This is a genomic window from Cedecea sp., from assembly GCF_036500665.1.
Classification (GTDB): Bacteria; Pseudomonadota; Gammaproteobacteria; order Enterobacterales; family Enterobacteriaceae; genus Cedecea.
On the sequence record NZ_DASYBS010000100.1, the window covers coordinates 1 to 15239 of the forward strand.

Annotated in this window: 13 protein-coding genes and 1 rRNA gene; 7 read left to right on the forward strand and 7 right to left on the reverse strand. The window is 52.0% G+C overall.

The features are described 5' to 3' along the window. Positions 1–93 precede the first annotated feature (93 nt). The 3 genes from glnA to glnG all read left to right on the forward strand — a co-directional run bounded on the left by glnA (position 94) and on the right by glnG (position 4237). Positions 94–1503, forward strand: coding sequence for a glutamate--ammonia ligase (gene glnA, locus VGM55_RS16830; RefSeq protein WP_154188834.1), 1410 nt, complete (start codon positions 94–96; stop codon positions 1501–1503). Positions 1504–1763: 260 nt separating this feature from the next. After that, positions 1764–2813, forward strand: coding sequence for a nitrogen regulation protein NR(II) (glnL, locus tag VGM55_RS16835; protein ID WP_154188833.1), 1050 nt, complete (start codon positions 1764–1766; stop codon positions 2811–2813). A gap of 8 nt (positions 2814–2821) precedes the next feature. After that, entirely contained in the window at positions 2822–4237 is a 1416-nt protein-coding gene (glnG, locus tag VGM55_RS16840) for a nitrogen regulation protein NR(I) (RefSeq protein WP_154188832.1), read from the forward strand. Between the two features lie 46 nt (positions 4238–4283). Here glnG and hemN read toward each other — a convergent pair whose 3' ends face one another. Together hemN and yihI are read right to left on the reverse strand one after the other, a co-directional pair. Next, a complete protein-coding gene (gene hemN, locus VGM55_RS16845) occupies positions 4284–5657 on the reverse strand; it encodes an oxygen-independent coproporphyrinogen III oxidase (protein ID WP_331636093.1) in 1374 nt (457 codons plus the stop codon). Between the two features lie 190 nt (positions 5658–5847). Beyond that, positions 5848–6360 carry a Der GTPase-activating protein YihI gene (yihI, locus tag VGM55_RS16850; RefSeq protein ID WP_154188830.1) on the reverse strand — a complete coding sequence of 171 codons (513 nt, stop codon included), beginning with the start codon at positions 6358–6360 and terminating at the stop codon, positions 5848–5850. Positions 6361–6811: 451 nt separating this feature from the next. Here yihI and yihA point away from each other — a divergent pair, with 451 nt between their 5' ends. Continuing rightward, positions 6812–7447, forward strand: coding sequence for a ribosome biogenesis GTP-binding protein YihA/YsxC (gene yihA, locus VGM55_RS16855; RefSeq protein WP_154188829.1), 636 nt, complete (start codon positions 6812–6814; stop codon positions 7445–7447). Between the two features lie 301 nt (positions 7448–7748). Here yihA and polA read toward each other — a convergent pair whose 3' ends face one another. Beyond that, positions 7749–10535, reverse strand: a complete 2787-nt coding sequence (polA, locus tag VGM55_RS16860) for a DNA polymerase I (RefSeq protein WP_331636094.1) — start codon at positions 10533–10535, stop codon at positions 7749–7751. A 447-nt stretch (positions 10536–10982) separates the two neighbouring features. Here polA and VGM55_RS16865 point away from each other — a divergent pair, with 447 nt between their 5' ends. After that, positions 10983–11891 carry an acyltransferase gene (locus VGM55_RS16865; RefSeq protein WP_154188827.1) on the forward strand — a complete coding sequence of 303 codons (909 nt, stop codon included), beginning with the start codon at positions 10983–10985 and terminating at the stop codon, positions 11889–11891. 14 nt (positions 11892–11905) lie between these two features. Here the strand turns inward: VGM55_RS16865 and dsbA are convergent, their stop codons facing one another. The 3 genes from dsbA to VGM55_RS16880 form a co-directional block, all read right to left on the reverse strand. Further along, entirely contained in the window at positions 11906–12529 is a 624-nt protein-coding gene (gene dsbA, locus VGM55_RS16870) for a thiol:disulfide interchange protein DsbA (RefSeq protein WP_331636095.1), read from the reverse strand. A gap of 26 nt (positions 12530–12555) precedes the next feature. After that, positions 12556–13542, reverse strand: a complete 987-nt coding sequence (locus tag VGM55_RS16875) for a serine/threonine protein kinase (RefSeq protein WP_154188825.1) — start codon at positions 13540–13542, stop codon at positions 12556–12558. A 76-nt stretch (positions 13543–13618) separates the two neighbouring features. Next, entirely contained in the window at positions 13619–13888 is a 270-nt protein-coding gene (locus VGM55_RS16880) for a YihD family protein (RefSeq protein ID WP_154188824.1), read from the reverse strand. A 73-nt stretch (positions 13889–13961) separates the two neighbouring features. Between VGM55_RS16880 and mobA the strand changes: the two genes are divergently transcribed. Further along, the gene (gene mobA / locus VGM55_RS16885; protein ID WP_331636096.1) at positions 13962–14546 is read left to right on the forward strand and encodes a molybdenum cofactor guanylyltransferase MobA; all 585 of its coding nucleotides are present in this window, start codon (positions 13962–13964) and stop codon (positions 14544–14546) included. Further along, a complete protein-coding gene (gene mobB, locus VGM55_RS16890) occupies positions 14528–15052 on the forward strand; it encodes a molybdopterin-guanine dinucleotide biosynthesis protein MobB (RefSeq protein ID WP_154188822.1) in 525 nt (174 codons plus the stop codon). The genes mobA and mobB overlap by 19 nt, the downstream gene beginning before the upstream one ends. A 91-nt stretch (positions 15053–15143) precedes the next feature. Here the strand turns inward: mobB and rrf are convergent. Further along, positions 15144–15239: ribosomal RNA gene (gene rrf, locus VGM55_RS16895) — 5S ribosomal RNA — on the reverse strand; the annotation flags it as partial.

The following is a 15239-nucleotide window of genomic DNA, read 5'->3' on the forward strand; positions in this document are numbered from 1 at the left end:
TCGCTTTAAACATTTTATGGCGAAAAGCCACATTAAGAAGTGTTTGATTACCTCGTTACCACGACGACTACACCAATCCGGGAGAGTTTAAGTATGTCCGCTGAACACGTTTTGACGATGCTGAATGAGCATGAAGTGAAGTTTGTTGATCTGCGCTTTACCGATACCAAAGGTAAAGAACAGCACGTCACTATTCCTGCTCATCAGGTAAATGCTGACTTCTTCGAAGAAGGCAAAATGTTTGACGGCTCCTCGATTGGTGGCTGGAAAGGTATCAACGAATCCGACATGGTGCTGATGCCAGACCCAACGACCGCGGTTATCGACCCGTTCTTCGCGGATTCTACCCTGATTATTCGCTGCGACATTCTCGAGCCAGGCACCATGCAGGGCTACGACCGTGACCCGCGTTCCATCGCAAAACGCGCTGAAGACTACCTGCGCTCTACCGGCATCGCAGATACCGTTCTGTTCGGGCCAGAGCCAGAGTTCTTCCTGTTCGACGACATTCGTTTCGGCAGCTCTATCTCCGGCTCCCACGTTGCTATCGATGATATCGAAGGCGCATGGAATACCGGCACCAAATACGAAGGCGGTAACAAAGGTCACCGTCCAGCCGTTAAAGGCGGTTACTTCCCGGTGCCACCGGTCGACTCTTCTCAGGACCTGCGTTCTGCCATGTGTCTGACCATGGAGCAGATGGGCCTGGTTGTTGAAGCTCACCACCACGAAGTGGCAACCGCTGGTCAGAACGAAGTGGCTACCCGCTTTAACACCATGACCAAAAAAGCTGACGAAATTCAGATCTACAAATACGTTGTGCACAACGTTGCTCATGCCTACGGCAAAACCGCGACCTTTATGCCAAAACCAATGTTTGGCGATAACGGTTCCGGCATGCACTGCCACATGTCCCTGTCCAAGAACGGCGTAAACCTGTTCTCCGGCGACAAATACGCAGGCCTGTCTGAGCAAGCGTTGTACTACATCGGTGGTGTTATCAAACACGCTAAGGCGATCAACGCCCTGGCGAACCCAACCACCAACTCCTACAAGCGTCTGGTCCCAGGCTACGAAGCGCCAGTTATGCTGGCGTACTCTGCCCGTAACCGTTCTGCTTCTATCCGTATCCCGGTTGTTGCGTCTCCGAAAGCACGTCGTATCGAAGTGCGCTTCCCGGACCCAGCGGCGAACCCATACCTGTGCTTCGCAGCGCTGTTGATGGCGGGTCTGGACGGTATTAAGAACAAGATCCACCCTGGCGAAGCCATGGACAAAAACCTGTATGACCTGCCGCCGGAAGAAGCGAAAGAGATCCCACAGGTTGCTGGCTCTCTGGAAGAAGCACTGAATGCGCTGAACGAAGACCGCGAGTTCCTGACTGCGGGCGGCGTATTCACCGACGACGCTATTGATGCTTACATCGCGCTGCGTGTTGAAGAAAACGACCGCGTACGCATGACTCCGCATCCGGTAGAGTTCGAGCTGTACTACAGCGTCTAATATTTAGAAATCCAACGAATTTCGCGTTGCAGCAAGACGGCAACTGAGTGAATCCCTGGGAGCATAGGGAACTATGTGACCAGGGTGAGTAAGGGCAGCCAACGCAGCTGTGGCGCGAAGGGCGTTAGGAGTTTTTTGTTGCCGTGGAAACTTTGGCCCATCTCCGGATGGGCTTTTTTCTCCACCGGAATCCCCCTGTGACGCTGTTTTTTGTCACCCAAAGACTATAATGCACTAAAACGGTGCACGGAGACTGCTGTATGGCAACTGGCGCGCTGCCCGATGCTGGGCAGATTCTGAATTCTCTCATCAACAGCATCCTGCTCGTGGATGACGAGCTGGCGGTACATTACGCCAACCCTGCGGCTCAGCAACTGCTGGCGCAGAGCTCACGCAAGCTGTACGGCACGCCTCTGCCGGATCTATTGAGTTATTTCTCGTTGAACATTGGCGTCATGCAGGAAAGCCTGATGGCGGGCCAGGGATTTACCGACAACGAGGTTACGCTGGTCATTGATGGCCGATCGCATATTCTCTCGCTGACGGCGCAAAAGCTGCCGGAAGGTTACATCCTGATGGAAATGGCGCCGATGGATAATCAGCGGCGACTGAGCCAGGAACAGCTGCAGCATGCGCAGCAGATTGCCGCCCGAGACTTAGTCCGCGGGCTGGCGCATGAAATTAAAAACCCGCTTGGGGGGCTAAGGGGCGCAGCACAGCTGCTGAGTAAAGCGCTACCGGATCCGTCGCTGGCTGAATACACCAAAGTGATTATTGAACAGGCCGATCGCTTAAGAAATCTGGTCGACCGCCTGTTAGGCCCACAACAGCCGGGAATGCACGTTACCGAAAGTATTCACAAAGTTGCCGAGCGCGTTGTGAAGCTCGTGTCGATGGAGCTGCCGGATAACGTGACCCTCGTGCGGGATTACGATCCAAGTTTGCCGGAGTTCGCTCACGATCAGGACCAGATAGAGCAGGTTTTACTGAATATCGTTCGCAATGCGCTGCAGGCGCTGGGCAACGAAGGGGGCGAAATTATCTTGCGCACCCGCACGGCTTTCCAGCTGACGCTTCACGGTTCGCGCTATCGTCTCGCGGCACGCATAGATGTTGAAGATAACGGCCCGGGTATCCCGGCGCATTTGCAGGACACGTTATTCTACCCGATGGTCAGTGGGCGAGAAGGCGGCACCGGGCTGGGTCTTTCCATAGCGCGTAGCCTTATCGACCAGCATTCGGGGAAAATCGAATTCAACAGTTGGCCTGGTCATACCGAATTTTCGGTTTACCTGCCTATTCGGAAGTAGAGGTCTTTATGCAACGAGGGATAGTCTGGGTCGTTGACGACGATAGCTCCATCCGCTGGGTACTCGAGCGCGCGTTGACCGGAGCCGGGTTAAGCTGCACCAACTTTGAAAATGGCAATGAGGTGCTGGACGCGCTGGCGACCAAAACCCCGGACGTGCTGCTGTCGGACATTCGTATGCCCGGCATGGACGGTCTTGCCCTGTTAAAGCAGATTAAGCAGCGCCACCCGATGCTGCCGGTCATCATAATGACCGCCCATTCGGATTTAGACGCGGCCGTTAGCGCCTATCAGCAAGGGGCTTTCGATTATCTACCAAAACCGTTTGATATCGACGAGGCGGTAGCGCTGGTTGAACGCGCTATTAGCCACTATCAGGAGCAGCAGCAGCCGCGAAACGCACCTGATAACGGGCCAACGACTGACATCATTGGGGAAGCCCCGGCGATGCAGGACGTGTTTCGTATTATTGGCCGTCTGTCGCGCTCCTCCATCAGCGTGCTGATTAACGGCGAATCCGGGACCGGTAAAGAGCTTGTGGCGCACGCGTTGCACCGCCACAGCCCGCGGGTTAAATCGCCGTTTATCGCACTCAACATGGCGGCAATTCCCAAGGATTTAATCGAGTCAGAACTTTTCGGCCATGAAAAAGGAGCCTTTACCGGCGCCAACCAGATTCGCCAGGGGCGTTTCGAGCAGGCCGACGGCGGCACGCTGTTTCTCGACGAAATAGGCGACATGCCATTGGACGTACAGACCCGCCTGCTACGCGTGCTGGCCGACGGCCAGTTTTACCGCGTTGGCGGCTACGCGGCCGTTAAGGTCGATGTACGTATTATTGCGGCAACCCACCAAAACCTTGAGCTGCGGGTGCAGGAAGGGAAGTTCCGTGAGGACTTATTCCACCGCCTGAACGTGATCCGCGTACATCTGCCTCCGCTGCGCGAGCGTCGGGAAGATATTCCCCGTCTGTCACGGCACTTCCTGCAGGTGGCGGCACGCGAGCTGGGAGTTGAAGCAAAACTGCTGCATCCGGAAACGGAAAACGCCTTAACGCGTCTGGCCTGGCCCGGCAACGTGCGCCAACTTGAAAACACCTGCCGCTGGCTGACGGTCATGGCAGCGGGTCAGGAAGTGCTTATTCAGGATCTCCCGAGCGAGCTGTTTGAAACGACGGTGACGGAAAGCGGTAGCGTCACGCAAACCAACCCTGACAGCTGGGCGATGCTGCTGGCACAGTGGGCAGAAAGGGCGCTACGTTCAGGGCATCAGGATCTGCTTTCAGAGGCCCAGCCGGAAATGGAACGTACGCTGCTGACCACCGCTTTACGGCATACTCAGGGGCATAAACAGGAAGCGGCTCGCCTGCTGGGCTGGGGGCGAAACACGCTGACTCGTAAGCTAAAAGAGCTGGGGATGGAATAGCGCTTTGCGAAGGGTAAAATAACGGCGGGGCTAAACCCCGCCGTTTTTATATCACGCGCGAAAACTGCTGCAGGCGCGCCTTTTGCCTCAGGTAAGTATCAAAGCACATACAGATATTGCGAATCAGCAGACGCCCCTTGCCGGTCACCTGAATACCCTGACTGCTTATCACCACCAGCCCATCTTTCGCCAGCGGAGCCAGCAGGCCAAGGTCTTCCGCAAAGTAGTCCGCAAACGTCAGCGACCCTTGTTGTTCAATTTCAGCGAAGTTAAGCTGGAAGTTACAAATCAGCGCCTTGATGACGTCACGGCGAATACAATCATCACGTGTTAACGCCAGACCTCGCCACAGCGCATTGCCCTGCTCATCCACCTGCTGGTAGTAATGCTTCAGCTCTTTCTGGTTCTGGGCATAGCAGTCGCCAATCATGCTGATGGCCGATACGCCAAGCCCCAACAAATCGGTATCCCCCTGCGTGGTGTACCCCTGGAAATTGCGGTGCAATTTGCCCTCACGCTGGGCAATTGCCAGTTCGTCATCCGGACGGGCAAAGTGATCCATACCGATAAACTGGTAGCCTGAGCCGGTCAGCGAGGCGATGGTCTCCTGCAGAATATCCAGCTTTTGCTGAGCGCTCGGCAGGTCAGCATCTTTAATCTTACGTTGGGCGGCAAACAGCGTCGGCAAATGCGCGTAATTAAAGACGCTAAGGCGATGCGGGCTTAGCTCGGCCACGCGCTTAAGCGTAAAGGCAAAGCTTTCCGGCGTTTGCTTTGGCAGGCCGTAAATCAGGTCGATATTGGTGGAAGTAAAACCCAGCTCCCGCGCCCGTTGAATAAGCGCGAAAATAAACTCTTCGTCCTGCTCGCGGTTAACCAGACGCTGCACTTCTTTATTGAAGTCCTGAACGCCCATACTCAGGCGGGTAAAACCTTCCTGCCGAAGATGATCGAGCACGTCCAGCTCGATTTCACGCGGGTCAACTTCAATGGACAGTTCGGCGTCGTCGTTAAAGCGGAAATTACCGCGCAGCAGCGTCATCAGGCGGCTGATTTGCGCTTTACTCAGATAGGTTGGCGTCCCGCCGCCCCAGTGCAGCTGGCTGACGTGGCGACCAGCAAACAGCGGCGCACGGTGGATAATTTCCTGCTCCAGCGCGTCGAGATACTGATCGGCTTTATGCTGCTGGCGGGTCACAATTTTATTGCAGCCACAGAAATAGCAAAGCTTGTGACAGAAAGGGATATGTACGTAGAGCGAGAGTGGCCGCTCCGGGTAACGGGCAACCGCTGTCACAAATTCCGGCTCACCGAAGGCTTCTGAAAACTCCAGCGCGGTCGGATAAGAGGTATAGCGCGGCCCTGAATAATTATATTTCTGGATCAGGGCCAAATCCCAGTCGATTAACTGCTCAGACATACTCACTCCTTGCGGTGTTGTCGCCGACGCCGACGAGGCGAAGCTGGCCCGCTCATTCCACGAGCCATAACCCTTCGCCGCAGCAAATTCTGCAGCCGCGACAGCCGCCGTAGTTTAACGAATAACCACAGCAGATAACACACCAGCGGAATAACCATAATGAGAACAGGTAATCCCATAGGAGTAAACGTCAGTTACCGCCTTTGAGTAGACGCATCAGATCGTCAGCTTTTTCTTCTTCCTCTTCATCGTCTTCCCAGGCGATGCCGAGTTCAGCCATCAGCGCGTCAATACGATCGAGCTTCGCATCAACCCATGACTGCTCTTCTTTACTCAGAGTTTCGCCTGCTTCCAGACGTTCCAGCAGCGCATCCAGGCGCTCATCGTTTTCCAGCATATCCAGCTCAGCCTGTGGTGTTAGCATAGGTTTCTCGCTTTTCGGTTTGTGCTGTTTAGCGACCGGTGCTGCATCGGTTACGCCCAGTTGGATTGGTTTTTTACTACCAATACGCGGGTCTTTGCCCTGACCCGATGATTTACCGCCCTGTGCCTGGCTCTCGCCGTTGGCGCGGCTGCCCGCTGCATGGCCACGGTGCTTTTTCTGACGCTTACGCTCACGCGCTTCCTGATCGATCTCTTCGCGCGACTTGCGGCGTACTTTTGCCGGTTTTTTACCTTGTGGTGCAGAGTTTTGTTGCTTCATGATAAGTCGTCTTAAGCCATTTTATTCAGTATAGAATTGCGGCGGAATCTAGCAGAAAGCAAGCAAAGAAAAAAGGCGACAGGTTAACCTGTCGCCTTTTTCTTATTCTGGCCCCCGTAAAGGAGCAAATAATCCATGTTAGCTCGAGACAAACCCTGTCCTTCCTTTGCCAACACCCGCTACTCTACCGTCACGTCATTAATTAACAAGATGGCCATTTGCGCTCATGCTTTTTTCGAATCAATGATGATTAATTAATCACATGAAAATAAAGTATTCTTTCGCCGACGGTCACCAATATTCACCGGAATATCTGCCAGTTGCTATAGCAAATGGCTTACAAAATCTATCCACTCAGCTGTAAGCCTCCTGCTTCTGGCGAGAAACACGGCGTTTTCTGTGCGTTCAGGTATAATCTCCGGCAAATGATTACCTGACGGAGACAACCGTTTTGAAAAACTGGAACTATCAACTGACTAAGTTCGTGCTCAGTGCACCGGACATTCGCCATCTGCCTTCTGATACCGGTATTGAGGTTGCTTTCGCAGGCCGCTCTAACGCGGGTAAATCCAGCTCGCTGAACACGCTGACCAATCAGAAAAGCCTGGCACGCACCAGTAAAACCCCGGGTCGTACCCAGCTTATCAACCTGTTCGAAGTTGCCGAAGGCAAACGCCTGGTGGATTTACCGGGTTACGGTTATGCCGAAGTCCCTGAAGAAGTGAAGCACAAGTGGCAGCGTGCGCTCGGTGAATACCTGCAAAAGCGTAACAGTCTGAAAGGGCTGGTGGTGCTGATGGACATTCGCCATCCGTTAAAAGATCTCGACCAGCAGATGATTCAGTGGGCCGTTGCCAGCAATATTCAGGTGATGCTGCTGCTAACCAAAGCCGATAAGCTGGCATCGGGCGCGCGTAAATCTCAGCTGAATATGGTGCGCGAGGCGGTACTGGCATTTGGCGGTGATATCGAGGTTGAAGCGTTCTCTTCTCTGAAGAAAACGGGCGTTGATAAACTGCGCCTGAAGCTGGATAGCTGGTACAACGACATCCCACCGGCAGTGGAAGAAGAAATGGCTGAAGAGTAATCAATAAGCGCGGCCCAGGCCGCGTTTTTTCTTTTCTTTCGCGCAATAAAAAACGCCCCAGTCATTTCTGACTGGGGCGGCTAAATATTCAGCCAAATCCGATTACGTGAAGTAAAAGGTCTGAAAGATAGAACATCTTACCTCTGTACCCTACGCGAATAACTCTACTCCTTTTTAATCGCTCAAAAAAGCATTTTTTGTAGTTTTTTTTCACTTTTTGCATCACATTCTTGAAGCATCATCACAAAAAGCTATGACTTATGTTGCTTAGTTACAAAAACATGACCTGAGCAATTGGGTATTAATGCGCCTCATCCCAGTTCTTACCGCTGCCCACTTCCACCAGCAGCGGCACGTCGAGTTTCATGCTGCTTTCCATCAGCTCATGAACCTTCTTAGACACCGCTTCCACGTCGTCTTTGTGCACTTCAAACACCAGTTCATCGTGAACCTGCATGATCATTTTCACCCGCGGCTTATCCGTCTCCAGCCAGGCATCAACGGCGATCATCGCGCGCTTGATGATGTCTGCGGCGGTTCCCTGCATCGGGGCATTAATTGCAGCACGTTCCGCACCGGCACGGCGGGCGCCGTTGCTGGAATTGATGTCCGGCAGGTAGAGGCGGCGGCCATCCAGCGTTTCAACATAGCCCCGATCCTTCGCCTGAGCACGCGTACGCTCCATATACTCCAGCACGCCCGGGTAACGCTCGAAGTAGAGATCCATATACTTCTGGGACTCTTTACGCGGAATATTAAGCTGGCGGGAAAGGCCAAACGCGCTCATCCCGTAGATCAGACCAAAGTTAATCGCCTTCGCGCTGCGGCGTTGCTCGCCGGTAACGCTTTCAAGCGGCAGACCAAACACTTCTGCAGCGGTAGCGCGGTGGATGTCCTTCCCTTCGGCAAAGGCGCTTAGCAAGCCTTTATCACGAGAAAGGTGAGCCATGATGCGCAGTTCAATTTGCGAGTAGTCCGCAGAAAGAATGACGTAATCCTCAGGTGCAATGAAGGCCTGACGAATACGGCGCCCTTCATCGTTGCGAACCGGAATGTTCTGCAGGTTAGGATCGGTAGAAGAAAGGCGACCGGTGGCCGTTACCGCCTGGTGATAAGACGTATGCACGCGTCCGGTTATCGAGCTAATCATCAGCGGTAGCTTGTCGGTATAGGTGGATTTCAGCTTCGCAAGACCACGGTATTCCAGAATCACTTTTGGCAGCGGGTAATCCAGCGCCAACTCTTCAAGCACTTCTTCAGAGGTTGACGGTGCGCCGCCCGGCGTTTTTTTCAGCGGCTTAATACCCTGTTTTTCAAAAAGAATCGTTTGCAGCTGCTTAGTGGAAGAGAGGTTGAACTCCTCACCGGCAATTTCGTGGGCCTTCAGCTCAAGCTCGGCAAGGCGTTTGGTCAGCTCGCCGGAATGCGTATGCAAAATAGCCGGGTCGATTTTAACGCCGTTGCGTTCAATGCGTGAAATCACCGATACCAGCGGCATTTCGACATTTTTAAAGATGTTAAGCGGTCCTTCTGTCTTCTCAAGCTTCGGCCACATCTTCAGGTGCAGCTGCAGAGTTACGTCGGCATCTTCAGCCGCATAGCGTCCAGCGGTTTCCAGATCGATCTGGTTAAAGGTCAGCTGTTTTTTCCCTTTGCCGGCAATCTCTTCAAACGAGATGGTTTGGTGCTTTAGCCAGCGGTCAGAAAGGCTGTCCATATCGTGGCGGCCTGCAACGCTGTCTAGCGTGTAGGACTCCAGCATGGTGTCAAAGGCAATGCCCCGCAGCTCAATGCCATAATTCTGCATGATGCCGCGGTCGTATTTCAGATTCTGCCCAACCTTCAGCGCCTTCTCGTCTTCCAGCAGCGGCTTAAGCAGCTCAAGCGCACGTTCACGGGCGATCTGCTCTGGCGCATCCAGGTAATCATGCGCAACCGGGACATAACAGGCAACGCCTGGTTCGGTGGCAAAGGAGAGACCAACCAGGTTTGCGCTGACGTTGTCCAGGCTGTCGGTTTCAGTGTCAAACGCAAAGAGCGGCGCTTTTTTCAGCCGTTCAATCCATTCAACCAGCACGTTCTCATCGAGTATGGTGACATAGTTATCATAAGAGAGCTGGCTGGCTGGCGCTTCGGGTTCCGCTTCAACCTCCGCAGCTTTCTGCGGCTGTGCTACCGATTTAGTGCCTTTGGCCTGCATCCACTTGCCGGCTTCTACGTCGGTTATCCAACGTTTGAATTCATATTGCTTAAAGAGCCCCAGTAGTTCTTCTGCAGCCGGTTGCTGAACCTCAAGTTGCTCGCAGCCCAGTTCCAATTCGACGTCGGTCTTAATGGTGGCCAGTTTATAGGACAAGTAAGCCAACTCTTTGCTTTGATCAAGCTTGGCCGCCATGGTTTTTGCTCCGCGGAAGGAGAGCTCAGCGATTTTTTCCGGGTTAGCATAAAGCGTATCCAGACCACCAAGCCCCTGCAGCAGCGCCTGCGCCGTTTTCTCGCCCACGCCCGGAACGCCAGGGATGTTATCGGAGGAATCGCCCATCAGCGCCAGGAAGTCGATAATCAGTTCCGGCGGCACGCCGTACTTTGTCTGCACTTCTTCCGGCCCAAGAATGGTGTTAGTCATGGTATTAATCAGCGTAACGCCAGGCGTCACCAGCTGCGCCATGTCTTTATCGCCGGTACTGATCAGTACCGGGCGCCCTGCTTTCTCAGCTTCCAGCGCCAGGGTACCAATAACGTCGTCGGCCTCAACGCCGGAAACCGCCAACAGCGGCAGCCCCATCGCTTTAACCATCGCGTGCAGCGGCTCAATCTGCGCTCTTAAATCGTCCGGCATCGGCGGGCGGTGAGATTTGTAGTGTTCAAAAAGCTCATCACGGAACGTTTTGCCTTTGGCATCAAACACCACGGCAGCATGCGTAGGTTGATATTGCAAAATCAGGCTACGCAGCATGTTCAGCACGCCGTACATCGCCCCCGTTGGCTCACCACGGCTGTTCGTCAGCGGTGGGAAGGCATGGTATGCCCGGTAAAGGTAGGAGGAGCCATCAACGAGGATAAGCGGGTTGTCTGCGATCTGGACCATAGTGTTCCGTTCCATGCCTGTGATTAATTTATTGTTCAAGGATGCCATAGCCTGGGCAAAAACATGAACTATTGGGAGCAATATGCTGAAAAGAATTCCAGGATCGGGAGATCCTGCGCAAGATCAATTCTGTGGATAACTTTGTGTATATTTTTTTAACCAACTAATTTTACGAAATTATTATCTCTATCAGCATATTAAATATATTTTCATTTCAGTAAGTTAACGGAGTTTTAGTTTAGCAATACTGAATTAACAACCGATCGTTTGATGTGGATATATACTCAGCCGCGTGATAAATGACGAGTCTCTGTCCTGCCTGTAAATGCTATTCCTTAAAATCCTGCTCATTTGGCGAGTCGCCGTAATGGGTTTTCTGATAAAATCGACCTCTTATTGCCGTTAATACCAGCGCCCCATACACTCTAACCTGCTAAAAAATTACCTATGTCGAGATTACTCGCCGCGATCACACTGGTGTTAAGTGTTGCACTGACTATTCTGGTCACGATCGCCTGCTCTGTACCTATTATTATGGCCGGGATCGTTAAGCTACTGTTGCCCGTTCCGGTTATCTGGCGCTCGATCTCCGTGTTTGCTGATTTCATGATGTACTGCTGGTGTGAAGGGCTCGCCTTACTGCTGCGCCTCAACCCTTTTTTAAAATGGGATGTGAAGGGGTTAGATGGCCTGAATAAGAAGAACTGGTATTTGTTAATCTGTAACCATCAAAGCTGGGCAGATATCGTGATTCTTTGCGTGCTATTCCGTAAACACATCCCCATGAACAAATACTTTCTTAAACAGCAGCTCGCCTGGGTTCCTTTTATGGGACTGGCCTGTTGGGCGCTGGATATGCCGTTTATGAAGCGCTATTCACGCGCTTATTTGCTGCGCCATCCGGAGCGTCGCGGCAAAGATGTCGAAACGACTCGCCGTTCCTGTATGAAATTTCGCGCTCACCCGACCACTATTGTGAATTTTGTTGAGGGTTCGCGCTTCACCGCTGAGAAACAGGTTCAGACTCGCTCACCATTTCAGTATCTGTTACCTCCAAAAGCGGCCGGCATTGCAATGGCGATGAATGTATTAGGGCAACAGTTCGATAAGATGCTGAACGTCACGCTGTGCTATCCGGAGAATGACCGCCTGCCCTTCTACGATATGCTCACCGGGAAAATGACTAAAATTGTTGTGCGGGTCTCTCTGGTGCCTATAACCGAAGAATTGCATGGGGATTACGTGAACGATAAGAACTTTAAGCGCCGCTTCCAGCTCTGGTTGAATACGCTGTGGAATGAGAAAGATAAACAGCTGACAGCGCTGCACGGAGGGGACAAAAAAGCCGGTCAATGACCGGCTTTTTTATATTATTTCTTCTCAACCAGGAATTTCACCGTGTCAGCATACTGCTGCACGAAGATATCCATGCTGCTGGTATCCATCCCCTGCATGTTCAGCTGATATTTGCCGTTAACATACATGACCGGTACGCCCTGCAGCTGAAGATCGGCTGCCGCTTTCTCTTGCTGAGCAACCAGAGATTTGACCACGAAGCTGTTCCAGGCCGCATCGTACTCTTCCGGCTTCACGCCTGCATCGATAAATACTTTGCGGATGTCTGCGTCGTTCTGCACGGTCTGGGTTTTCTGCACGGCTTCAAACATTGGGGAGGTGATTTTATCTTCCACGCCCAGCGCCATCGCTACCGCCCACGCCTGAGTCAGATCTTTGCCCAGTGGGCCAAGGAACTCAACGTGGTACTTCGTCATTTTGGTGCCTTCTGGCAGTTTTTTCTTCACGTTATCAGAAACATGGAGAACCTGTTCGAACTGGTAGCAGTGCGGGCAGTAGAATGAGAAAAATTCTAATACCTGGGGTTCCCCCGCAACCGGCTTATCCAGGGTTACGTACTGTTTACCGTCGGTAAACTGTGCAGCAGAAGCGCTAAATGCCAGGATCATGCCCGCCAGCGCCAGCCAAATCTTCTTCATAATCAACTCTCTCCTGAATTTTACTATTAATACATTGGCGTTAATTGTAATGGAGGTTCACGTAGAACCCGGACCTGCTCTGTAAAGGTTGCAGTCTGTCTTCTCCAGAAATCCTCTTCACTAAACCAAGGGAAATTTCGGGGGAATGCGGGATCATCCCAGCGTCGCATTAGCCACGCGAGATAATAAACAATGCGCATGGCGCGTAACGGTTCAATCAGGGTTAATTCACCGATATCAAATGACGAAAACTCTTCGTAAGCTTCAATGATGGTTTCTAGCTGCATGCGCTGTTCGGCTTTATCACCGTTGAGCAACATCCAGATATCCTGCACGGCCGGGCCATTACGGGCATCATCCAAATCGACAAACAAGGGCTCGTCACGCCAGAGAATGTTGCCTGGATGACAGTCTCCATGCAGGCGCAACGCTTCAAAATCAGTATTCCAGGTACGCTTCACTTCCTCGATCAGCGCATCTGTCGCTACCAAAAAATCTTTCTTAAGCACTCTGGGAATCAGTTGGCTATGTTCAAATAGTGCGCGCGGTTGGAAAAGATACTCATCCAGCCCAATAGTGGGACGATACTGAAAGAGGCTTTGACGACCCGTTTGATGAATGCGACCAAGGTAGCGGCCAACCCACTCCATCTGATCGAGGTTATCGGTTTCATATTGTCGCCCTCCCAGACTTGGGAAGACGGCAAACATAAAGCCCTGATGCTGCAGGAGTGTCTTCCCGGCAAAACACAAAGGAGCCGCCAAAGGCACCTCGTCTGCCTGCAATTCCAGCGCAAATTGATGTTCTTCTTCAATTTGCGCCGAGGACCAGCGATGTGGGCGGTAAAATTTCACCACAAAGCGTTGGCGATCTTCATCCTGGAACTGATATACGCGGTTTTCAAAACTGTTTAACGGCGTTAGCCCCGAATCCACCCGAATACCCTGTTCAAAAAGAGCATCAAGAATGGTATCCGGATGTAGAGTCTGGAAATTAAAGGCGCTGTCTGTCATCCCGGCAACCGGAAGTAAATACGAATACTTGAGGATAACATTTCAAAACCGCTTAAGTGTCTCGACTTACAAGCTTTTACTCTTTAATCACGCCACGGGCGCGCAGCAGGGCCGTTTTGAAGTCTTCCTCATAGTCTTTTTTAAGACCAGGAATGGCATCATCTTTTGCAGAATCACGCATTTTCAGGTGATAGATCAGTACATCATCGGTGAGATCGGTAAGTTCGCCGCTATAACCTGACTCGCTGGCCAGTTTCTGCAAGAATTGTATCAGGTTAAGATCTGGATCTTTCTGCCATGCAGGCTGAAGCAGTTCAAGAAGTTCGTTGAGACGCTTACATTTCATGTTGGTGTTCCTTATCACATGCGAGAGGCAACACGTTAGCAGGCTCAAACCCACATTAAAAGAGGCGATATTCGTGCAGCGATTAACAGAGGTAACCGGCGTTGTGCTGGCCGGCGGCCGGGGAAGCAGAATGGGCGGCAGCGATAAGGGATTAGCCTTGCTTAACGGCCAGCCACTTTTCCAGCACGTCCTCAACGCATTAAAGCTACAGGTAGGCGATGTTGTCATCAGCGCCAACAGAAACCTCGAGATCTATCAGCGAAGTGGCGCTCCGGTTATCCAGGATTCAATGAGTGATTATCAGGGGCCGCTGGCCGGTATGTTAGCCGTTATAGAACAAACGGAAAGCGAGTGGCTGTTATTCTGCCCTTGCGACACCCCTAATATACCCGAAGATCTGGCATCAAGACTCTGGCAGGCGCGTGAAAATGCGCCGGCAACCTGGATAAATGACGGCCAACGGGATCACCCTGGCGTTGCACTACTTCATCGTTCCCTTTGTCTGCCGCTAACAGAATATTTGCACTCAGGCGAAAGACGAGTGATGCAGTTTTTATTGAGCACAGGCGGGCATGCAGTCTCTTTTGATGGCCAGGCAGACTGTTTCACCAACATAAATACTCTTGAAGAGCTTTCACGATGGCAGAAAAAAGGATAGTAGCGCCTTTATTGGCTATTGCGGCCTGGAGCGGTACAGGAAAAACCACGTTACTGAAGCAGCTGATCCCACTTTTACTGGAGAAAGGCATCAGGCCAGGACTTATCAAACATACGCATCATGATATGGATGTGGATAAACCGGGTAAGGATAGCTATGAGCTACGCAAAGCTGGCGCAGCGCAAACCATCGTCGCCAGCCAGAAGCGTTGGGCACTAATGACGGAAACGCCCGAAATACCTGACCTGGATCTACATTACCTTGCCTCAAGGATGGACAGCAGCAGGTTGGATCTTATTCTTGTCGAGGGTTTCAAACACGAGCCGGTGGCAAAAATCCTGCTGTTCAGACAGGAAACGGGTCATAAAGCGGAAGAATTAGAGATCGATCCCTGTGTTATCGCTGTAGCCAGTAACGTACCTTTGACCATTTCCGTACCCGTATTGGATATTAATAATGCAGAAGGGATTGCTGATTTCATCTATGAATGGATAAAACAGCAATAACGAGCTGAAAAGATGCCGCTTGCGGCGTTTTTTAATCTGTAAAAAGCAAAAAACCCCAGCCGTCAGGCTGAGGTTTTCTGTTTTATTTGATGCCTGGCAGTTCCCTACTCTCGCATGGGGAGACCCCACACTACCATCGGCGCTACGGCGTTTCACTTCTGAGTTCGGCATGGGGTCAGGTGGGACC